Annotated in this window: 14 protein-coding genes; 8 read left to right on the top strand and 6 right to left on the bottom strand. The window is 60.5% G+C overall.

From position 1 onward, the window contains the following. Positions 1-66: 66 nt before the first annotated feature. A complete protein-coding gene (locus BMY54_RS01025) occupies positions 67-966 on the bottom strand; it encodes a homocysteine S-methyltransferase family protein (RefSeq protein WP_093429610.1) in 900 nt (299 codons plus the stop codon). A 113-nt stretch (positions 967-1,079) separates the two neighbouring features. Between BMY54_RS01025 and BMY54_RS01020 the strand changes: the two genes are divergently transcribed. The 4 genes from BMY54_RS01020 to BMY54_RS01005 all read left to right on the top strand — a co-directional run bounded on the left by BMY54_RS01020 (position 1,080) and on the right by BMY54_RS01005 (position 8,153). Beyond that, a complete protein-coding gene (locus BMY54_RS01020; RefSeq protein ID WP_093429609.1) occupies positions 1,080-1,901 on the top strand; it encodes an ABC transporter substrate-binding protein in 822 nt (273 codons plus the stop codon). Beyond that, on the top strand, positions 1,898-2,737 hold the full coding sequence (locus BMY54_RS01015; RefSeq protein ID WP_093429608.1) for an amino acid ABC transporter permease: 840 nt from the start codon (positions 1,898-1,900) through the stop codon (positions 2,735-2,737). Before BMY54_RS01020 ends, BMY54_RS01015 begins: the two co-directional genes overlap by 4 nt. 81 nt (positions 2,738-2,818) lie before the next feature. Next, positions 2,819-5,776, top strand: coding sequence for an autotransporter outer membrane beta-barrel domain-containing protein (locus BMY54_RS01010; RefSeq protein WP_093429607.1), 2,958 nt, complete (start codon positions 2,819-2,821; stop codon positions 5,774-5,776). 199 nt (positions 5,777-5,975) lie between these two features. Then, a complete protein-coding gene (locus BMY54_RS01005; protein WP_093429606.1) occupies positions 5,976-8,153 on the top strand; it encodes an autotransporter domain-containing protein in 2,178 nt (725 codons plus the stop codon). Between the two features lie 198 nt (positions 8,154-8,351). Here BMY54_RS01005 and oadA read toward each other — a convergent pair whose 3' ends face one another. Both oadA and BMY54_RS00995 read right to left on the bottom strand, forming a co-directional pair. Beyond that, positions 8,352-10,160 (bottom strand): sodium-extruding oxaloacetate decarboxylase subunit alpha, encoded by a 1,809-nt coding sequence (oadA, locus tag BMY54_RS01000; protein ID WP_093429605.1) that lies wholly within the window; start codon positions 10,158-10,160, stop codon positions 8,352-8,354. Between the two features lie 11 nt (positions 10,161-10,171). After that, on the bottom strand, positions 10,172-11,587 hold the full coding sequence (locus BMY54_RS00995) for an acetyl-CoA carboxylase biotin carboxylase subunit (RefSeq protein ID WP_025112637.1): 1,416 nt from the start codon (positions 11,585-11,587) through the stop codon (positions 10,172-10,174). Between the two features lie 190 nt (positions 11,588-11,777). Between BMY54_RS00995 and BMY54_RS00990 the strand changes: the two genes are divergently transcribed. After that, positions 11,778-12,740 carry a LysR family transcriptional regulator gene (locus tag BMY54_RS00990; protein WP_093429604.1) on the top strand — a complete coding sequence of 321 codons (963 nt, stop codon included), beginning with the start codon at positions 11,778-11,780 and terminating at the stop codon, positions 12,738-12,740. On the opposite strand, the gene BMY54_RS00985 is transcribed toward BMY54_RS00990, so the two are convergent. The 3 genes from BMY54_RS00985 to BMY54_RS00970 form a co-directional block, all read right to left on the bottom strand. After that, a complete protein-coding gene (locus BMY54_RS00985; RefSeq protein ID WP_093429603.1) occupies positions 12,682-12,885 on the bottom strand; it encodes a PA3496 family putative envelope integrity protein in 204 nt (67 codons plus the stop codon). The two genes, BMY54_RS00990 and BMY54_RS00985, sit on opposite strands and share 59 nt — an antisense overlap. A gap of 226 nt (positions 12,886-13,111) precedes the next feature. Continuing rightward, positions 13,112-13,978, bottom strand: a complete 867-nt coding sequence (gene hexR / locus BMY54_RS00975; protein WP_007962240.1) for a transcriptional regulator HexR — start codon at positions 13,976-13,978, stop codon at positions 13,112-13,114. A gap of 127 nt (positions 13,979-14,105) precedes the next feature. Then, positions 14,106-16,976: a GGDEF domain-containing phosphodiesterase gene (locus tag BMY54_RS00970; RefSeq protein ID WP_093429601.1), complete on the bottom strand. Its 2,871-nt coding sequence runs from the start codon at positions 16,974-16,976 to the stop codon at positions 14,106-14,108. 257 nt (positions 16,977-17,233) lie between these two features. Between BMY54_RS00970 and uvrD the strand changes: the two genes are divergently transcribed. The 3 genes from uvrD to BMY54_RS00955 all read left to right on the top strand — a co-directional run bounded on the left by uvrD (position 17,234) and on the right by BMY54_RS00955 (position 21,052). Further along, entirely contained in the window at positions 17,234-19,417 is a 2,184-nt protein-coding gene (uvrD, locus tag BMY54_RS00965) for a DNA helicase II (RefSeq protein ID WP_007912069.1), read from the top strand. Between the two features lie 141 nt (positions 19,418-19,558). Then, a complete protein-coding gene (locus tag BMY54_RS00960; RefSeq protein WP_093429600.1) occupies positions 19,559-19,999 on the top strand; it encodes an EamA family transporter in 441 nt (146 codons plus the stop codon). Between the two features lie 177 nt (positions 20,000-20,176). Next, positions 20,177-21,052 carry a Tim44 domain-containing protein gene (locus BMY54_RS00955; protein WP_093429599.1) on the top strand — a complete coding sequence of 292 codons (876 nt, stop codon included), beginning with the start codon at positions 20,177-20,179 and terminating at the stop codon, positions 21,050-21,052. The last annotated feature ends 74 nt before the right edge of the window (positions 21,053-21,126 follow it).

Genomic DNA, 21,126 nt, shown 5'->3' with positions numbered 1-21,126 from the left:
GCTCCTACACGGTGAATTTAAATCCCATGCAGGAGTGGCCGCAGGCTGCGATCTTTTGATCTGCGGCTACTCCAGTTTCTGCGCCAGCACCGCAATGTGCTCCGGCCCGATCCCGCAGCAACCGCCCAAATGGCTCGCACCGCGCTGCTGCCAGTCAATCGCCCAGTGCAAGTAACCCGGCGGATCCAGGTCATCGCGCAGCGGATCAAGTCCGTCATTGGCCGTAGCTTCTTTTGGCTGCGGCGGAAACGCATTGGCATAGGCACCAAGGTGAATTTTCGCCCCCAGACGCTCGAAGGTGTCACGCGCGGCATCAATCGCGGCACCGATCACTTCCGGCTGACTGCAATTGAACAACAACGTCTCGACGCCCAACTCAGCCGCCACCGCAGCCGCCTCGGCGACTGGCTCACCCGAGCGCAGGCGCGGCACTTCATCGGTGTCTTCGTCCTTCAAGGTGAACGACAACCAGAACGGTTTGCCATCCTTCGGCAACCCGGCGTGAATGGCACGCGCCTCGATGATCGAGCTTTGGGTTTCCGCCAGCCACAGATCAACGTGCGGGGCCAGACCATTGACCAAGGGCGCCAGCAACTCGGTCACTCGTGCGGCCTCGAACAGATCCGGACGATAAGAGCCGAACAGCGGCGGCAATGAGCCGGCCACCCGCACGGATTTCCCCGAGGCCTGCACCGCACGTCGCGCCAGCTCACCGGCCAACGCGGCCAGCGCCTGCCCTTCTGCGGCGAAACGCTCTTCGCCAATATGGAACGGCACCACGGCATAACTGTTGGTGGTAATCACATTGGCGCCACTGGCGATATAAGCGGCATGCACCCCCTCAACCGCTTGCGGCGCCTCGCTCAACGCCAGCGCCGACCACTCCGGCTGACGAAATGGCGCCCCGGCGCGCTGCAACTCACGGCCCATGCCGCCATCGAGAATAATCGTGCTTCCTGCGCCCATATGCTTTTCACTCATATGCTTATGAAAATAACTCACTATCAGAGTCGTTCTTATAACTATTTAATACGCACCATTCCGTTAAAAACAACCTCTTTTTTACCCAGGGATCGACTGTGAAATTTAAACCGCTACTGGCCCTGGGCCTGACGATTCTGGCCGCTTCCACTCAAGCCTTTGCTGGCGCCACGCTGGATCGTATCGAGCAGAAAAAAGAGCTGGTCGGCGTGCTGATGGAAAGCTATCCACCGTTCTCGTTTCTCAATGACCAGAATCAGCTTGATGGCTTCGATGTGGACGTCGCTAAGGCCGTGGCTGACAAGTTGGGCGTGAAGTTGCGACTGGAAACACCGTCCTGGGACGTCATTGCCGCCGGCCGCTGGAGCGGGCGTTACGATATCTGCATCTGCTCGATGACACCGAGCAAGGCCCGCGCCGAAGTGTTCGATTTCCCGGTCGAGTACTACGCCTCGCCCGCAGTGATCGTAGTCAACGCCAAGGATGATCGGATTCACGCTGCCAAGGATCTGAGTGGCAAAAAAGTCGGCCTCACCAGCGCGTCCAGTTACGAAAGTTATCTGAACAAGAACCTGGTCATCGAAGGTGCCGAAGACAAGCAGTTGCAGTACCCGTTCGAAGATGTGCAGATCGCGCCGTACGACACCGACAACGTTGCCTTCCAGGATTTGGGCCTGGGCGCCGGCGTGCGTCTGGATGCAATCCTCACCAACCTCGTCACCGCGCAGCCACGCCTGAACGAAGACAGGCGCTTCAAACTGGCCGGCGCGCCGCTGTATTCGGAGCCGAATTCGGTGGCCATCGAAAAGGGCGATGCGCAATGGGACGCCAAAGTGCGCGAGGTGTTCGCGCAACTGAAACAGGACGGCACCCTGAGCAAGCTGTCGCAAAAATGGATCGGCGCTGATATCAGCCAATGACTTCTTTCCCGACACCTCCACAGCCACCACAACCGGTGGCTGAATCACGCCTGCAACGCCTGTTCGGTTTTCGTACGCGGCTGTACCTGACATGGGCGGCGCTGTTCTGCCTGTTCGCCGGGTTCTTCCTGAGCTTCGACCTGAAGTTCTCGATCATCCTCGACAAACTGCCCAACCTGGTCGGTTTGCACCTGGCGCCCAACGGCTTTCTGCAAGGCGCGGCGCTGACGCTTTTCCTGTGTATGTGCTCGATTGTCGCCTCGTCCCTGCTGGGCTTCATCACGGCATTGGCGCGCCTGTCGAAAAGCGCCGTGGCGTTCGGTATCGCCAGCTTCTACACCTCGTTCTTTCGCGGCACGCCACTGCTCATTCAGATCCTGTTGATCTACCTCGGCTTGCCACAACTGGGCATCGTGCCTGGCGCCATTGTCGCGGGCATCATTGCCCTGTCGTTGAACTACGGCGCCTATCTCAGCGAAATCTTCCGCGCCGGCATCCTCGGGGTCGACCACGGCCAGCGTGAAGCTTCGCTGGCATTGGGGATGCGCGAGACGGTGATTTTCTGGCGCATCACCCTGCCGCAAGCCATGCGCACGATCATCCCGCCCACCACCAACCAGTTCATCTCGATGCTCAAGGACTCGTCGCTGATCTCGGTGATGGGGGTCTGGGAAGTGATGTTTCTCGCCCAGTCATACGGGCGCTCAAGCTACCGCTATATCGAAATGCTGACGACGGCGGCGATCATTTACTGGCTGATGTCGATTGGCCTGGAGTTGATTCAGGCAGGCATGGAGCGGCATTACGGCAAGGCTTACGTGCGTCGCGATCAGTGACTCATCACCTCAAAGACATCATTCTGTAAAAACCCTTCGCTATACAGGACGGCCCGCTTATAACAAAAAGGCCGTCCGACCATGCCGTTCCCGCCCCAGCGTCTGTCTCTCGCCATTGCCCTGTTGATCACCGCCACGGCAGCCCACGGCAAAACCGTGCAGATCGACACCGCCACCACGGCAGCGCAAACGCTGGGAGGCAGCGATACGCTGACGATTTCCGCACCGGGCAGCATCACCAACAGCGGCAAGGCCGTGAGCCTGAAAGACAAGACCAGTGGTGCGGGTGTGGTGATCGATAACGCCGGCAAAATCGTGTCCAGCGGTGGCCGGGCCATCGACAGCAGCGGCGACCTGACCCAGGCGCGCAACTACACGATCTACAACCGCAGCGGCGGGCAGATTCTCGGCGCCAACGACGCCTTGCGCATCGACAGCAACTTCGTCAGCGGCAGCCTGTTAATCGACAACAGCGGTGTGATTCGCTCCACTACCGGCCAAGGCCTGGATCTGGATGCGCTGCGCAGCGACGGGGTGAAAACCACCATTATCAACCGCGCCGACGGGCTGATTCGCGGCGACGCCAGCGACGGCATGAAGACCGGGGCCAACGCGACCATTACCAACTACGGCGAGATTTCCACCGGCGATTCGCACAATGCCGACGAGAAGTTCGATGGCATCGATATTGACTCCGCGAGCGGCGTTAGCGTGACCAACTACGGAGTGATTTCCGGCGGCCGGCATGGCATCACCACCGACCTCGGCGCGACGCTGATCAACTACGGGCAGATCACCGGCCGCAATGGTTCCGGCTTCGGTTCCGACGGCGATGGCACGGTGATCAACCACGGCACCATCACCGGTGCTTACTCAGGCTTGCAAGCGAACGGTGACGGCGACGGTGTGGACATCGACAAGGTCGCCCACATCGAAAACTACGGGACCATTCAGGGCGTCGGTGCAGGTGGTGTCGACAAGGGCGGTTTCGCCAACGGCAGCGAAGGTATTGCCCTCGGTGGTGGCTACATACTCAACGCCAGCAACGCGTTGATCAGCGGTGCCGACAGCGCCATTCTGGTCGACGATGGCAGCGGCGGTTCGGGGCTGGCGGCGACCACCCTGGAAAACTTCGGCACCATCCAAGGCCTCAACGGTTTTGGCGTGAAGTTCGTCGGTGAGTTCGCCGACAACGTCATCAACGGCGGCACGATCAGCGGCAGCAATGGCCTGGCGCTGGATCTGGGCAGCGGCAACGACAGCCTGACCTTGCGCAATGGCAGTCGCTTTGTCGGCGTGGTGGATGGCGGCAGCGGTTACGACCGCGTGGTGATGGAGGACGCGGCCGGTGGCAGCTTCGGCGCCAGTCGCAACTTCGAATGGCTGGAGGTCAAGCAAGGCGCGTGGACGCTGTCGGGCAGTGGCGATTTCAGCGACGGCGGCGCGGTGCGCAACGGCGCCATCCTGATCAACCAAGGCAGCATCACTGGCAACCTGACCGTCGACGCTGGCGGTGTGTATGCCGGTGGCGGTTCGGTGGGCAATCTCAACGTCAACGGCACGCTACGCACGGACACCGGACTCGGCCGCGCCACCATCGTTCACGACTTGAACATGGGCAGCGCCGGCACCCTCGCCTACGGCGTCAATGCCGACGGCAGCAGCGCGCCGGTACAGGTCGGCGGCATCGCCAACCTCAACGGTGCAACGCTCGCCGTCAATCCCGGCAGCGGCACCTATCCCTGGCAGAGCCACTACACCGTACTGCAAGCGGCGCAGGTCAACGGCACCTTCGGCAAGGTCAGCAGCGACTACGCATTCCTGACGCCGACTCTCGCCTACACACCCACGCAAGTCGATCTGACCTACACCCGCAATGATGTGGCGTTCAATGAGTTCGCCACGACTGGCAACGGCACAAACGCCGCCAACAGCCTCGCCTCAATCGGCAAAGGCAACGCCTTGTACAACGCCTTGCTCAATACCAGCCAAAGCAGCGCCGGCGCGGCGATCGAGCAACTGGCCGGTGCCAGCAATGCCAACCTGACCAGCGCCACCCTCGGCGCCAGCAGTCAGGTCGGCAGCAGCATGCTCTCGGCGATGCAGCAAATGGGCGCCAGCCCGGGACTGATGGTCGGTCTCGATCAGCGCGACACCCCCGTGCTGGCAGCCAATGGCGTGCCGTCCGAAGCACGCAACCTGAATGACCCGAACGCTCGCGGCCGGCTCTGGCTGCAAGGCATCGGCGGCTACGGCAAGCTCGATGGCGAACATGGCAGCAGTGGTCTGGAACAACGCACCAAGGGCAGCGTGCTGGGTGCCGACTGGTCGCTGAATGCAGCATGGCGGCTGGGCGTACTCGGTGGCTATTCGAAAACCGATCTGGACGCGACCGGCGTCGACGGCAACGTCGAGAGCTGGCACGCCGGCGTCTACGCGCTGCACCAGAACGGCCCGATCGCTTTGCGCCTCGGCGCGGCGTACAGCGGCCATCAGGGCGAAAGCAAACGCACCATCGCCTTCAATGGTTTCAGCGACCGCCCGAAAGGCGACTACGACGCCGATAGCCAGCAAGCCTTCGCCGAACTCGGCTATGCCATGGGCAGCGGCCGCCTCAGCGCCGAACCATTCGCCAGCCTCGGTTATCAGCGCTACCACCGCGACAGCTATAAGGAAAAAGGTGGCGCCGCCGCGCTGCAAGTCGACAGCCAGACCCAGGACAACTTCAGCAGCACCTTCGGCCTGCGCCTGGCGCACCTGAGCAGCCTGGACAACGGCATGAGCGTGACCCCGCGCATGGCCGCTGGCTGGAAACACACCTATGGCGATGTCAGCAACTCGACTCGTCAGGCCTTTATAACCGGCGGCACGGCGTTCAGTGTCGATGGCAGCTCGCTGGACCGTGACAGTCTGGTGCTGGAGGCCGGGCTGGATGTGGGGATCTCGGCTCGGCACACGCTGGGTGTGGGATACAGCGGTGAGATCGGCAGCAACAGCCGCAATCACGGTTTGATCGGGCAGTGGCAGATGAGCTTTTGAGGGTTGAACAGCCGGCGGGGTCTTGAATGCTTGTAGGAAAAGGGAACGCTGCAACCGAGTAAAAATCCTGGTTGCGGATCTCGCGGTCATTTTCTACAAAACGATGCGATGTCGCCTGCAAGCCTGCGGGAAGCAGCCGACATCGGATTTTTTGGGGCATCAATAGAGTTGGGTCTCCTTTCAGAAAAGGCCTAACCTAATGCCCCGTCAACACACTTTCAAACCAAAAAACTTGGCTTTGGCCATTTCGCTGGCTCTGGGTTGCGTAGCGTTCGCTAACGCTCAGCAACCCTCTGAAATCGCTGATTCAACCGCAGTAGCGGATGTCACTGAATTGTCCGAAACCAGCCCTAAAAAAATGGCGCTTGAACGACTCAAGGGATTTCTCACCGACCCAAGTACGGTGCCCATCGCTTTTAAAACCCCTGAAGAAACGTTTAAAGGTACCGCTGTAAACGATCTGATCAAGCTCACGGACGGCGCAAGCTTTACCGGCCTGCTGGATGGTGGCGGGGGAGATAACGTCCTGTTCCTGGATGCAGCGGCAGGCGGCGAGCTGAAAGACACACGTAATTTCAACGGCCTGTTCCTCAGCCGGGGCGATTGGGCGCTGAGTTCCAAGGGAGACTTCAAGGAGGGCGTGCTGGTCAACAGCGGTACCGCGTTGACCAACCTGGGGAGCATTAAGGGCGACGTGTATGTCGAGAGCGGTGGCAGCTTTGCCGGTAAAGGTGTGGTGGGAAGCCTGGAGGTCGCCGGCCTGCTCACCGTCAATGAGGTGCTAGGCAGCCCGCGCGTGAAAGGCGACTTGCGCTTGTCCCCGACCGCCGAACTGGCTTACGAGGTCACCCCCGGTGGCAGTCAAACGATCAAGGTTGATGGCACCGCCAAGCTGGAAGGCGCCACCCTGAAAGTTGTTGCGGGTCCGGGAGAATATCCGCAAAGCAGACAGTACAAAATCCTCGAAGCGGGCAAGGTAGAAGGCGAATTCGGTACGGTCGTTAGCGACCTCGCCTTCATGACAGCCACTGCGCAATACAACAAAAAGTCCGTCGGGCTGACTTACGCCCGTAACGGTAAGCCGCTTTCGAGCGCTGCCACGACAGCCAACACTCGTGCCGCTGCCGAGGCCATTGTCGATCCAACAGCACCTGCGCCATCAGTGACAACAACGCCATTGACGGCGTCTGCACCAGCTCCAATTTCTGTTCCTGTCCCGACTTCAGCGCCGACTCCCACTGCAGAGTCCGTCCCATCGCCAATGCCGGACGAACCTCTTACTGCGCAAGTTAACGAGACCGCCGAACCGCCCGCACCTGCGCCTATAAAACCTGCAAACGCAGCAGTCGCCGCGCTTCTGACCAGCGACAAAACCACCGCTCCGGTCGCCCTCGAACAACTCGCCGCCGGCAGCAATGCAAACCTCGCCAAAGCCACGCTGAGCAGCATCACTCCCGTAAGCGCGAGCATGCTTTCGGCCATGCAGCAACTGAACAGCCGTTACGGTTCTGCCTACAGTTCCGGCAACTCGCCGCGTCAGGCCGCCGGCGCTGCCGATTCCGGGCGCGTGTGGATTCAGGCGCTTGGCCATGGTGGCAAAGTCGACCGTAACTTCGACAGCACCCTCAAACACGCTACCCAAGGCCTGGTCATGGGCGCCGACTGGCGGCTCAACGAGCAATGGCATGTCGGCCTGGTCGGCGGTAAATCGCAGACCAGACTCGATGCCCGGCAATACGATGGCGACCTCGACAGCTGGCACCTCGGTGCTTACGCCGCACGTCAGGACGGCCCCTTCTCGCTGCGTCTCGGGGCGACCTACGCCAGTCATGACGGCGCCAGCAAACGTCGCGTGGCCTTCAACGGCTTCAGCGATCGCCTCAAGGGCAATTACGACGCCAACACCCAACAAGCCTTTGCCGAACTGGCGGTCAACATTGGCCGGCACAACGCGACGCTCGAACCGTTCGCCAGCGTCGGCTATCAGCGCTATCAACGCGACAGCTACCGTGAAAACGGCGGGGATGCGGCGCTGAAAGTCTTCGGACAAACCCGCGACAACCTCAGCAGCACCTTTGGCCTGCGCACGGCGAAAATCAATCGGCTGGACAACGGCATGACGCTGACACCGCGATTCAGTGCCGGCTGGAAACACACCTTTGGCGAGATCGAAAGCGACACCCGCCAGCAACTGGTCAAGGGTGGCAAACGCTTTGAAATTGCCGGTGCCGCGCTGGATCGCAACAGCCTGTCGGTGGATGCCGGCCTCGATCTCGGGCTGTCTGCCAATCACACGGTCGGTGTGGGTCTCACGGGTGAAATGGCCACTGACAGCCGCACTCATGGCGTAATGGGCCAATGGCGCATGGCGTTCTGACGGATTGAACATCGTCACTGTGGGAGCGAGCCTGCTCGCGAATGCGATCGGTCAGTTGAATAAATATCGACTGACACTCCTCTTCGCGAGCAGGCTCGCTCCCACATAGGCCTCATGTGATGCAGACAAATTCCGGATGAAAAAAAAGGGGAGCACATGCCCCCCCGAGGTTTAAAGCGTTGGATCGCGGCCGTTATTTCAGCCTTCGATCTCGATCAGAATTTCACCCGGATTGACCCGATCACCCTTGGCCACATGAATGGCGGTTACCTTGCCGGCAATCGCTGCCTGGACTTCGGTTTCCATCTTCATCGCTTCGGTGATCAGCACAGCCTGGCCGGCCTTGACGGTATCGCCCTCCTTGACCAGCACATCAACGATGTTGCCCGGCATGGTGGTGCTGACGTGGCCCGGTGCCGACGCCTGCTTGCGTTTGCTGCTGCCTCCACTGACAAATTCGTTGAGCGGTTCGAACACCACTTCTTCCGGCATGCCGTCGATGGACAGGTAGAAGTGACGCTTGCCTTCAGCTTTGACGCCGACGCCGGTGATATCGACGCGGTAAGTTTCGCCGTGGACGTCGATGACGAACTCGGTCGGCACGCCTTCGCCGCCCGCCTTGGTCACACCGCCCGCTTCCGGAATCGGCAGCAGTACTTCAGGGGTCAGGGTGCCGGCGGCACGCTCTTCGAGGAACTTGCGGCCGATGTCCGGGAACATCGCAAAGGTCAGCACGTCTTCTTCGGACTTGGCCAAGGCGCCGATGTCTGCACGCAGCTTGGTCATTTCCGGCTTGAGCAGATCGGCCGGACGCACATCGATGACCTCTTCACTGCCGATCGCCTGGCGACGCAGCTTCTCGTTGACCACGCCCGGCGCCTTGCCGTAACCGCCTTGCAGGTACAGCTTCACTTCGTTGGTGATGGTCTTGTAGCGCTCGCCGGCCAGCACGTTGAAGAACGCCTGGGTGCCGACGATCTGCGAAGTCGGGGTCACCAGCGGCGGGAAGCCGAGGTCTTCACGCACGCGTGGGATTTCCGCCAGCACTTCGGCCATGCGGTTAAGGGCGCCCTGCTCTTTCAACTGATTGGCGAGGTTGGAGATCATCCCGCCCGGCACCTGGTTGACCTGCACACGGGTGTCGACGGCGGTGAATTCGCTTTCGAACTGGTGGTACTTCTTGCGTACGGCGTAGAAATACAGACCGATCTCTTGCAGCAGTTCGAGGTTCAGGCCGGTGTCGTACTCGGTGCCCTTGAGTGCAGCGACCATCGACTCAGTGCCTGGGTGGCTGGTGCCCGAAGCGAAGCTGGAGATCGCGGTGTCGATATGATCGGCGCCGTTTTCGATCGCCTTGAGCTGGCACATGGTCGCCAGACCGGCCGTGTCGTGGGAGTGGATGAACACCGGCAGCGATTGCTCGGCTTTCAACGCGCGAACCAGTTCGCCAGTGGCGTACGGAGTCAGCAGGCCGGCCATGTCCTTGATCGCCACCGAGTCGCAACCCATGGCTTCCATCTGCTTGGCCTGAGTGACGAACGCATCGATGGTGTGCACCGGGCTGGTGGTGTAAGCGATGGTGCCCTGGGCATGTTTGCCGGCCGCTTTCACCGCTTCGATCGCCACGCGCAGGTTACGCACGTCGTTCATCGCATCGAAGATGCGGAACACGTCGATGCCGTTTACTGCAGCTTTAGCGACGAAGGCTTTAACCACGTCGTCGCTGTAATGGCGGTAGCCCAGCAGGTTCTGACCGCGCAGAAGCATCTGCAGGCGCGTGTTAGGCAACGCCGCGCGCAGTTGGCGCAGACGCTCCCACGGGTCTTCTTTCAGGAAGCGTACGCAGGCGTCGAACGTCGCGCCGCCCCAGCACTCCAGCGACCAGTAGCCGACTTTGTCGAGCTTGTCGCAGATCGGCAGCATATCTTCGGTGCGCATGCGGGTGGCGAGCAGCGATTGGTGAGCGTCGCGCAGGATGGTATCGGTGACAAAGATCTTCTTGGACATTGTTGTATTCCTCACAGGCCTGCGTGGGCGGCGATGGCGGCGGCGATGGCCAGGGCCAGCTCTTCGGGTTTGCGCTTGATCGAGTAGTTGGTCAGTTCAGGGTGGCTTTCAACGAAGCTGGTATTGAACTGGCCGCTACGGAATTCCGGGTTGCGCAGGATTTCCTGGTAGTACGCGGCGGTGGTCTTCACACCTTGCAGACGCATGTCGTCGAGGGCGCGCAGGCCACGGTCCATCGCCTCTTCCCAGGTCAGCGCCCAGACCACAAGCTTCAGGCACATCGAATCGTAGAACGGCGGAATGGTGTAGCCGGTATAGATCGCTGTGTCGGTGCGCACACCCGGTCCGCCGGGGGCGTAATAACGGGTGATCTTGCCGAAGCTCGGCAGAAAGTTGTTCTTCGGGTCTTCGGCGTTGATGCGGAACTGCAACGCGAAACCCCGGTGCTGAATGTCTTCCTGCTTCACCGACAACGGCAGGCCGGAGGCGATGCGAATCTGTTCGCGGACGATGTCGATCCCGGTGATTTCTTCGGTGATGGTGTGCTCCACCTGCACCCGGGTATTCATCTCCATGAAGTACACCTCGCCCTCGGCGAGCAGGAACTCCACGGTACCGGCGTTCTCGTAACCGACAGCCTTGGCCGCACGCACCGACAGGTCGCCGATGTAGGCGCGCTGTTCCGGGGTCAGTTGCGGACTCGGGGCGATTTCGATGAGTTTCTGGTTGCGGCGCTGGATCGAGCAATCACGCTCGAACAGGTGCACGACATTGCCGAAGCTGTCGCCGAGAATCTGCGCTTCGATGTGCTTGGGGTTAACGATGCATTTTTCCAGAAACACTTCGGCCGAACCGAAGGCCTTGGTCGCTTCGGAAATCACCCGAGGGAAATTCTGTTCGAGTTCTTCGCGGCTGTTGCAGCGACGGATACCGCGACCGCCACCACCGGAAGTGGCTTTGAGCATCACCGGGTAACCGATGCGGTCGCCCTCGGCCAAGGCTTCTTCGATGTCGGCGACGTTACCTTCGGTGCCAGGCGTCACCGGTACACCGGCCTTGATCATGCTGCGCCGGGCTTCGGTCTTGTCGCCCATGCGGCGAATGACTTCCGCCGACGGGCCAATGAATTTGATGCCGCGCTCGGCGCAGATGTCTGCCAGCTCGGCATTTTCCGAAAGGAAACCGTAACCGGGGTGCAACGCATCGCAGCCGGTTTCAACCGCCAGGTTCACCAGCTTGCGCGGGTTCAGGTAACCGGCCAGTGGCTCGGCACCGATGCTGTGGGCCTCGTCCGCGCGTTTCACATGCAGCGCATGGCGGTCGGCGTCGGAAAAAATCGCAACCGAGCGAATGCCCATTTCGGCGCAGGCTCGCACGATTCGTACGGCAATCTCACCACGGTTGGCGATCAGGATCTTTGTTATCACTTGGAGGTTCCCTTGAGCCGGTGGCACCACGACCTGCTAGACCCAGGTCGACGCGTGACCAAATGTTTCAATTCAGTCGCAGGTCCACACTAGCGCTCATGAGGGATTAACAAAAATGAATAAAAATTGGGTTAGCCATAAGTAAAGACTTATAGTTGAACGATCAGCCTGCCATCAGAGCCTATAAGAAATGCGTAAGTCATTGATGCGTATGACATTGCGTCAGTTGCAAATCTTCAATGAAGTGTGTGATTTACGCTCTTACAGCCGCGCAGCCGAGGAAATGTCGCTCACACAACCGGCCGTCAGCCTACAGATTCGTCAGCTCGAGGAGCTGATCGGCCAGCCATTATTCGATTATGTCGGCAAAAAACTCTACATGACCGAGGCCGCCGAAGCACTTCAGCGCGCCAGCCGGGACATCTTCGGGCGTCTGGAAAACCTCGATATGCAGCTGTCCGACATGCAGGGTTCGCTGCAGGGCCAATTGAAGCTGGCGGTGGAGTCCAGCGCCAAATACTTCGTGCCGCACCTGTTCGCCGCGTTCAAGCGTCAGCACCCGGAAGTGAATCTGCAACTGACCGTGGTCAACCGTGGCCAGGTGATTCGCAGGCTGTCCGACAACCGCGACGATCTGGTGATCATGTCGATGGTGCCGCAGGACATGGGTCTGGAATTCCTGCCGTTCCTCAACAACCCGATTGTTGCCGTGGCGCGCCCGGATCACCCGCTGGCACACATGGGCCCGCTGCGGTTACAGGATCTGGAACCCTACACGCTGCTGATCCGCGAGCCCGGCTCGGGCACACGATTGGCCTGCGAAGAGTACTTCAAAGAGAAACGCGTGCACTTCACCCAGACTCAGGAAGTGGCCTCGGCCGAAGCTCAGCGTGAATGTGTGCAGGCGGGTCTGGGCCTGGCGCTGTTGACGCGCCACGCCCTGAACCTGGAGCTGGCGACCGGCGGCCTCGTCGAGTTGCCGGTCGAGGAATTGCCGCTATTCCGTAGCTGGTGTCTGGTGCAAGCCAAGGCCAAACGCTTGTCACCGGTGGCACACGCCTTCCTGGCGTTTATCCGCAGCGAACGGGTGCAGATCAGCGCGTTGGTTGAGCGCTTCGACGGGAAGCTGCGGGTGCTGCCTGCCAATGGTTGATCTCGGGAAAATCGCCGATTTCGGCTTGTAGCTGGCGAAGTTCGAAGCGATCTTCGATAGCGCGGCGAAACTCCATGCGGCGCTGGTCTTCCTGCTGACGACGGGTTTTCGCGGCGCTGTTGCGTTCTTCGTAGGGCTGAGCCATTTCGAGTCTCCCAAGGCGATTACGGGAGTTTCACCATAGGCGGGAGGGATGACGGTTTGGCTGCGCGGGGATGACAGTGCGATGAAACTTGCGCAGGGTTGTGGTGTTTTTGTGGACGCCTTCGCGAGCAGGCTCGCTCCCACATCTGATCTCGGTATGACACAGAATCTGTGTTCACAGGAAATCCCCTGTGGGAGCGAGCCTGCTCGCGATTACTTAGATAACTTCAGTCATCCAGGGCTTTCACGGCTTTCGGCGACAAGCGCAAGCTGCGCAGACTGCGCTTCACGCTCTTCAGGTGATTGACCAGACTCGGCCCACGCGCCATCGCCACGCCCATCGCCAGCACGTCAATCACTACCAGGTGAGCAATACGCGAAGTCAGCGGCGTATAGATTTCGGTGTCTTCGTGCACATCGATTGCCAGATTGACGGTCGACAGTTCGGCCAACGGCGTCTGGCTAGGGCACAGAGTAATCAGCGAAGCGCCGCTCTCACGCACCAGATTGGCGGTAATCAGCAGGTCCTTGGAACGCCCCGACTGGGAAATGCAGATCGCCACATCGGTCGGTTTCAACGTCACCGCCGACATCGCCTGCATGTGCGGATCGGAATACGCCGCCGCCGTCAGCAGCAAACGGAAGAACTTGTGCTGCGCATCCGCCGCCACCGCGCCCGACGCGCCGAAGCCGTAGAACTCGACGCGCTGCGCCTGCGACATCAACGTCACCGCACGCTGCAGCTCAACCGGATCGAGCTTCTCGCGAACCTCCATCAAGGTGTGCAATGTGGTGTCGAAAATCTTCAGGCTGTAATCGGCAACCGAGTCGTCTTCATGGATTGCGAACTGACCGAAGCTGGCTCCGGCGGCCAGGCTTTGCGCCAGTTTGAGCTTGAGATCCTGGAAACCGGAGCAACCAATGGCGCGACAGAAGCGCACGATGGTCGGCTCGCTGATGCCAACGCTGTGGGCCAGGTCGGCCATGGAACTGTGCATCACCGCCGCAGGGTCAAGCAGCACGTGGTCGGCGACCTTGAGCTCCGACTTGCGTAACAGGTGACGTGACTGGGCGATGTGTTGCAGCAGATTCAAGGGGCTGGACTCTTCTTATGGGCAAGGATGTAGCACGCTTGTAGTTATACTACATGAATTGGCTTTTTGCCTGCTCAATGCGTAACTCCATGTCCCCATATCAGGCGCGATGGGGTGTATGTAGCCCTTAAAACGGTTTTTCCTGTTCGCGCAAAAGCCCGGCGAGGCCGCTCGCCTCCACCGGCCGGCTGATCAGGTAACCCTGCACTTCATCGCAACGCTCGGCGCGTAAAAATTCCAGCTGCTCCTGGCGCTCGACACCTTCGGCGACCACTTTCAGTGACAGCCCATGGGCCATGGCAATGATCGCGCGAGTGATCGCCGCATCTTCACTGCCCTCCCCCAAACCGCGAATGAATGCCTGATCGATCTTCACGTAATCCACCGGAATGCGCTTGAGGTAACTCAGCGACGAATACCCGGTGCCAAAATCATCTATGGCCAGTTTCACCCCCAGATCACGCAGTTGCTGGAACGTTGCGATGATGTGTTCGACGCTATCGAGCAACTGGCTCTCGGTCAGTTCCAGTTCGAGGTAGTGCGGCGCCAGTCCGGTTTCCTCCAGTACCTGCCGCACCAGACTGACCAGTTTGCCCTGACGCAGTTGATGCACCGACAGGTTGACCGAAACACGAATCGGCTCCAGCCCCTGACGCTGCCATTCACAGGCCTGCCAGCACGCCTGACGCAGGACGAATTCGCCGATCGGCCCGATCAGACCGGTTTCCTCGGCCAGCCCGATGAAGTCCCCCGGCGGCACCTGGCCCATGGTTGGATGATCCCAGCGCACCAGTGCCTCTGCCGCATTCAAACGCCCGGTTTGCAGGCACAGCTTCGGTTGATAGAACACTTTCAGCTGCTTGTCTTCGATGGCCTTGCGCAGATGGTTTTCCAGCTGCAAGCGCTCAAGGGTGCTGGCCTGCAGGCTGTCGGTGTAGAACTGGAAGTTGTTCCCGCCAAGATGCTTGGCATGTTGCATGGCCATGTTCGACTGGCTGACCAGTGCGGAGATTTCCCGGGCGGTGTCCGGCAGCATGCTGATGCCCATCGAGGCACTGACCACCAGCTCATGCCCTTCGACCGTCAGTGGCAGGCGCAACTTGCTCGACAGGCGCGTGGCGACCCGGGCCAGACTTGAGAGATTGCCGTAGGCATCGAACAGTACGGCGAACTCGTCACCGGACAAGCGGGCGATGGTGTCCGCTTCCGGCAAGGCGTTGACCAGCCGGCGCGCCATTTTCTGCAGTAACTGATCGGCAATCTCATGGCCGAGACTGTCGTTGAGCAATTTGAAGCGATCCAGATTGATGTGCAGCAACGCCAGGCTGCGCCGGCCCTGACGCGAGCGCTGATGCGCTTCATGCAAACGCTCGCGGAACAGCGAGCGGTTGGCCAACCCGGTGAGCTCGTCGTAATGGGTCAGATAGCGCATGCGCTCTTCGGATTCGCGGCGTGCTGACAGATCGGCGAAGAAGCCGACGATATGGCTGACATTTCCCCGACCATCACGCACTGCATTCAGTTGCAGCCACTGCGGATACAGCTCGCCATTCTTGCGCGTCTCCACCAGTTCGCCCTGCCAACTGCCGTGCTGCTCAAGTGCATGACGGATGGCGACGTAATGGCGGCGGGCATCACGGCTGCACGGTAGCTCGACGACGTTGCGCCCGAGCATGTCTCCGATGTCGTAGCCGGTGACGCGGCTGAACGCCTGATTGATTGCGATCAACGCGTAATTCGGGTCGAGAATCACGATGCCTTCACTGGCCGCTTCGAATACGGTCGCCGCCAGGCGCTGCTGCTCTTCGAGGCTTTTGCTGGCGCTGATGTCGCGGCGGGTGCCGACCATGCGGATCACCCGGCCGCTATCGCTGCGCTCTACGGCGCGGCCTCGGTCTTCGATCCACACCCAATGGCCATCGCCGTGACGTACGCGGTATTCGATCTGATAGTCCTCGGTGCGCCCCTTCAAGTGCTCGATCAACGCGTATTTCAGCGTCGGCACATCGTCTGGATGCAGACGTGGTTTGAGGTCGCGCAAAAGTGCCGTGACGTATTCCGGAGCGAGGCCGAACAGTTCCTGAATCTGCGTGTGGTGGACCTCATCGGTTTGCAGGTTCCAGTCCCACAGCCCCAGCTCACTGGCCTTCAGCGCCAGCGCCAGCCGCGCTTCGCTTTTGCTCAGGGCCTGATTGGCCGCGTCCAGTTCAAGGCTGCGCTGTGCCACGCGGTCTTCGAGTTCGACCTGCGCTTCACGCAACTTGCCCTCGGCGCAGCGGCGCTGATCGATTTCTTTGGCCAGTTCCTGATTGAGCTGTTCGCTGCGCGCCTGCGTCTGTTGCAGGTGTTCGATCAAGCGCTGATTCTGGAAGCGCCGCAGCAAGCCCCGATCAATCAGCCGATTGACTTGCCACGCGACCACGCTCAGCGAGCCGAGCAGGATCAGACCGAGCCAGCCCCAACCGCGCGCCTGCTCGTCACCGCCCCAGAACAGATAACCGATCGCCGGCAACAGGCAGGGCAAGGTAAATGACAGAAACGCTGGCAGGCTCACCGCGTAGGCGACGCTGGCCGAGAGGGTTGCGGCGCCGATCAGGCCGAACACCCAGGCCTGTTGTATGAAGTTGTCGGCGGGCACCAGGGCGATGCCGGCACCGGCCAGGGTCAGACCGGTCATGGTCGAGCCGAGCAGAAACATCCGCCGCCAGATCGGTTGCGCCTGACGATCAGGGATCGCCGAATCGAACGCCGCCACCTGAATCACCCGCAACGCCACCAGCGACAGCAACCACACCAGCCAGACGCTGACCACGAAATAGCGCTGCGGGCTCCAGAGCAAAGCGGCGCAGACCAGACCATTGATCAACATGAACAACGTGGGCAACAACGAGCCCTGATACAGCAGACGCGTGCGCTCGACCGCCATCTCGACGGCATAGTGCTTGCGGATAACCCGGGGATCCACGGAGGGGCCCGACAGTTCGGAGCTGAGGGTCATGGGCAACGTTCTTGTTCTTATAAGGAGGGCGTGCGCCCGAAACGTGGACGGAGCATACACAAGCCGATCCCGTTGCCAAACTGCTCCACATCATAATTTCAGCGAAACTTTTCCGTCCTTTGCCACCGGCCAAACCCTTGGAGCGCGGCGGGCCGATGCCTGTAGCCAGTGACCGACCGGTCGTCATCGGCAGGAGTTTCATCGGCTAATGCAAAGCTCGGTTTGCCCGGGCCTGCGGCGCACCCTAGAATGCCCCGATGCGCGATGATCTCTCCCTTCTGCTGAACTCCCTCAACGATGCCCAACGCCAGGCCGTAGCAGCCCCCGTTGGCCGTCAGTTGGTCCTGGCCGGTGCTGGCTCCGGTAAAACCCGAGTGCTGGTGCACCGTATCGCCTGGTTGATCCAGGTCGAAAACGCCTCGCCCCACTCCATTCTGTCGGTGACCTTCACCAACAAGGCCGCTGCGGAGATGCGTCACCGCATCGAGCAGTTGCTGGGGATCAACCCGGCCGGCATGTGGGTCGGCACCTTCCACGGCCTGGCGCACCGCTTGCTGCGGGCGCACTGGCAGGAAGCAGGCCTGAGCCAGACTTTCCAGATTCTCGACAGCGATGACCAGCAACGACTGGTCAAACGGGTGATCCGCGAACTCGGCCTCGACGAGCAACGCTGGCCGGCGCGTCAGGCGCAGTGGTTCATCAATGGCCAGAAAGACGAAGGCCTGCGTCCACAACACATTCAGGCCAGCGGCGATTTGTACCTGGCGACCATGCGCGGCATCTATGAGGCCTATGAGGCGGCGTGTCAGCGTGCCGGCGTCATCGATTTCTCCGAACTGCTGCTGCGTGCCCTCGACCTGTGGCGCGATCACCCGGGCCTGCTGGCGCATTATCAAAAGCGCTTCCGCCATATTCTGGTGGATGAGTTCCAGGACACCAACGCCGTGCAGTACGCCTGGTTGCGCTTGCTTGGCAAGGGTGGCGACAGCCTGATGGTGGTCGGCGACGACGACCAGTCGATCTACGGCTGGCGCGGCGCGAAAATCGAGAACATTCATCAGTATTCTTCCGACTTCGCGGATTCGGTGACCATTCGTCTGGAGCAGAACTACCGCTCCACCGCCGGCATCCTCAAGGCCGCCAACGCCTTGATCGCCAACAATACCGGGCGTCTGGGCAAAGAGCTGTGGACCGACGGCGGCGACGGCGAAGCGATCAATCTGTACGCTGCGTTCAATGAACACGACGAGGCACGCTACGTTGTCGAAACCATCGAAAGCGCGCTGAAAACCGGCTTGGCCCGCAGCGATATCGCGATTCTGTACCGCTCCAACGCCCAATCGCGCGTTCTCGAAGAAGCCTTGCTGCGTGAGCGCATTCCCTACCGCATTTATGGTGGCCAGCGCTTCTTCGAACGTGCCGAAATCAAGAACGCCATGGCCTACCTGCGTTTGCTCGAAGGTCGCGGCAACGATGCGGCGCTGGAACGGGTGATCAACGTGCCGGCCCGAGGCATTGGCGAAAAAACCGTCGAAGCCATCCGCGATCACGCACGCCACAGCGATGTGTCGATGTGGGAAGCGATGCGCCAACTGGTCGCCAATAAAGGCCTGACCGGTCGCGCCGCCGGTGCGCTGGGTGCGTTTATCGAGCTGATCGAAAACCTCGCCGCCAAGTGCATGGAAATGCCGCTGCACCTGATGACGCAAACCGTCATCGAGCAATCCGGGCTGATCGCCTATCACGAAGCGGAAAAAGGCGAGAAAGGCCAGGCCCGGGTAGAAAACCTTGAGGAACTGGTCAGCGCCGCGCGCAACTTCGAGAACACCGAAGAGGATGAAGAACTGACGCCGCTGGCGGCGTTCCTCGGCCATGCTTCGCTGGAAGCCGGGGACACTCAGGCTGACGAACACGAAGACAGCATTCAGCTGATGACCCTGCACAGCGCCAAAGGCCTGGAATTCCCTTACGTGTTCCTCGTGGGCATGGAAGAAGGCCTGTTCCCGCACAAGATGAGCCTGGAAGAACCGGGGCGTCTCGAAGAAGAGCGGCGTCTGGCTTACGTGGGGATTACCCGGGCGATGCAGAATCTGGTGATGACCTATGCTGAAACCCGACGCCTGTACGGCAGCGAGACCTACAACAAGGTTTCGCGCTTTGTGCGCGAAGTACCGAAAGGCCTGATTCAGGAAGTGCGCTTGTCGAACAGCGTCAGCCGACCGTTCGGCGGCAATCAGTCGATGAGCGGCAGCAATCTGTTCAGCGGCAGCGAGATTCCGGAAACGGGTTTCAGCCTCGGTCAGGCGGTACGCCATTCGATCTTTGGTGACGGCGTGATCCTCAACTTCGAAGGCGCCGGCGCCCAGGCACGGGTGCAGGTGAATTTCAGCGAAGGCAGCAAATGGCTGATGCTCGGTTACGCCAAGCTGGAAGCGATCTGACGCCGATTTCGCTTTTCTGTGGGAGCGAGCCTGCTCGCGAATGAAATCACCGCGGTTGATCTGATAAACCGTGGTGCGGCATTCGCGAGCAAGCTCGCTCCCACAGGATCTGGGTCGGCAGGTTGATCAAAGGACATTTCCATGGGCTCAGGCTTCTTTTCTTCTTGGACATTCTGGGCCCTGCTCTCGGCGACTTTCGCCGCATTGACGGCGATCTTCGCCAAAGTCGGCATCGAAAACGTCAATTCCGACTTCGCCACCCTGCTGCGCACCATCGTGGTACTCGTCAGCCTGGCCTTGATTTTGTACGCGACGGGCCAATATCAATCTTTGGGATCGATCTCTGCGAAGAGTTATCTGTTCCTGCTGCTGTCTGGCCTGGGAACCGGTGCGTCGTGGCTGTGCTATTTCCGCGCGCTGAAAGTCGGTCCGGCCTCGCTGGTCGCGCCAGTGGACAAACTCAGCGTGGTGCTGGTGGCAGTGCTCGGCGTGATCCTGCTGGGCGAGAAACTCGACCTGCGCCAATGGGGCGGCATCGGCCTGATCACCGCAGGTGTGGTGATGTTCGCTTTTCGTCGCTAAACGAGCTTTCTCACTGAACCTGTCCCGATTTCCTACAACCAAAAGTACATAGCCTTATTGTCCCGACCGAGCTGAACGTAACCTGTCAGGCAAAAGCCCGAAACACTCTCTCGCTAGCCAGTAACACTTCAGCTGTGCAACATGGCGCGCGTGTCTCCACAAACGGGAATTCCCTTTATGAAACGTTTTCTTAGCATCGCCATGGCGTTGTGCATCGGCCTGACGATGAGCCTCGACGCCAACGCCAAGCGCTTTGGTGGTGGCAAAAGCGCCGGCGCTGCGCCGACGCACCAGACCAGCCAGATGGCTCCTTCTTCTCCAGGTGTCGGCGGCGCTGCGGCGACCGCAGGTGCTGCCGGTGCCGCAGGCGCTGCCGCCAAGGCCGGCGGTGCTTCGAAATGGCTCGGCCCTCTGGCCGGTATCGCCGCCGGTGGCCTGCTCGCGTCCATGTTCATGGGCGGCGGCTTCCAGGGCATGCAGATCTTCGACATCCTGATCATGGCCGTGATCGCGTTCGTGATCTTCCGCTTCATCGCCGCGCGTCGACGCAAGCAGCAGGAGCAGTTCGCTCCGGCCGGCGCGCCGATGCAGCGTGAAGTGTTCGAGCAGAAGCCTGCCGCCATGGGTTCGATCTTCGGTGGTTCGGCCGCACCCGCCGCCGCTCGTCCTGTGATCAACGCGCCAGCCTGGTTCAATGAGCATAACTTCCTTGAAGCTGCCCGCAGCCACTTCCAGGCGCTGCAGCAGCACTGGGACGCCAACGAGATGGACAAGATCGCCGAGTTCGTGACCCCGCAAATGCTCGAGTTCCTCAAGCGTGAGCGTGCGGATCTGGGCGATGCGTTCCAGTCGACCTACATCGACAACCTCCAGGTTCAACTGGATGGTGTGGATGACCGCGCCGACAAGACCATCGCCACCCTGACCTTCAGCGGTGTGTCGAAGACCTCGCGTTTCGACCAGGGCGAAGTGTTCAGCGAAAGCTGGAACATGGAACGTCCGCAGGGCGAGAACCAGCCTTGGCTGGTTGCCGGTATCCGCCAGAACGGCTGATCCCTTCCAGGCGTCACTTGCCGTAATAAAAAACCCCAGCCTCGGCTGGGGTTTTCTATTTCGCGGTTGCATCT

It is taken from the genome of Pseudomonas sp. ok266 (assembly GCF_900110195.1).
Classification (GTDB): domain Bacteria; phylum Pseudomonadota; class Gammaproteobacteria; order Pseudomonadales; family Pseudomonadaceae; genus Aquipseudomonas; species Aquipseudomonas neuropathica.
The sequence above is the reverse complement of the archived record's forward strand: the minus strand, read 5'-3'. Positions and strand labels throughout refer to the sequence as shown.

Coding starts and splice junctions, on each gene's coding strand:
- BMY54_RS00985 (WP_093429603.1), bottom strand. CDS start 12,885: ATGGCTCAGCCCTACGAAGAACGCAACAGCGCCGCGAAAACCCGTCGT.
- BMY54_RS00990 (WP_093429604.1), top strand. CDS start 11,778: ATGCGTAAGTCATTGATGCGTATGACATTGCGTCAGTTGCAAATCTTC.
- BMY54_RS00955 (WP_093429599.1), top strand. CDS start 20,177: ATGAAACGTTTTCTTAGCATCGCCATGGCGTTGTGCATCGGCCTGACG.
- BMY54_RS01015 (WP_093429608.1), top strand. CDS start 1,898: ATGACTTCTTTCCCGACACCTCCACAGCCACCACAACCGGTGGCTGAA.
- BMY54_RS01010 (WP_093429607.1), top strand. CDS start 2,819: ATGCCGTTCCCGCCCCAGCGTCTGTCTCTCGCCATTGCCCTGTTGATC.
- BMY54_RS00960 (WP_093429600.1), top strand. CDS start 19,559: ATGGGCTCAGGCTTCTTTTCTTCTTGGACATTCTGGGCCCTGCTCTCG.
- BMY54_RS01025 (WP_093429610.1), bottom strand. CDS start 966: ATGGGCGCAGGAAGCACGATTATTCTCGATGGCGGCATGGGCCGTGAG.
- uvrD (WP_007912069.1), top strand. CDS start 17,234: ATGCGCGATGATCTCTCCCTTCTGCTGAACTCCCTCAACGATGCCCAA.
- BMY54_RS00970 (WP_093429601.1), bottom strand. CDS start 16,976: ATGACCCTCAGCTCCGAACTGTCGGGCCCCTCCGTGGATCCCCGGGTT.
- oadA (WP_093429605.1), bottom strand. CDS start 10,160: ATGTCCAAGAAGATCTTTGTCACCGATACCATCCTGCGCGACGCTCAC.
- BMY54_RS01005 (WP_093429606.1), top strand. CDS start 5,976: ATGCCCCGTCAACACACTTTCAAACCAAAAAACTTGGCTTTGGCCATT.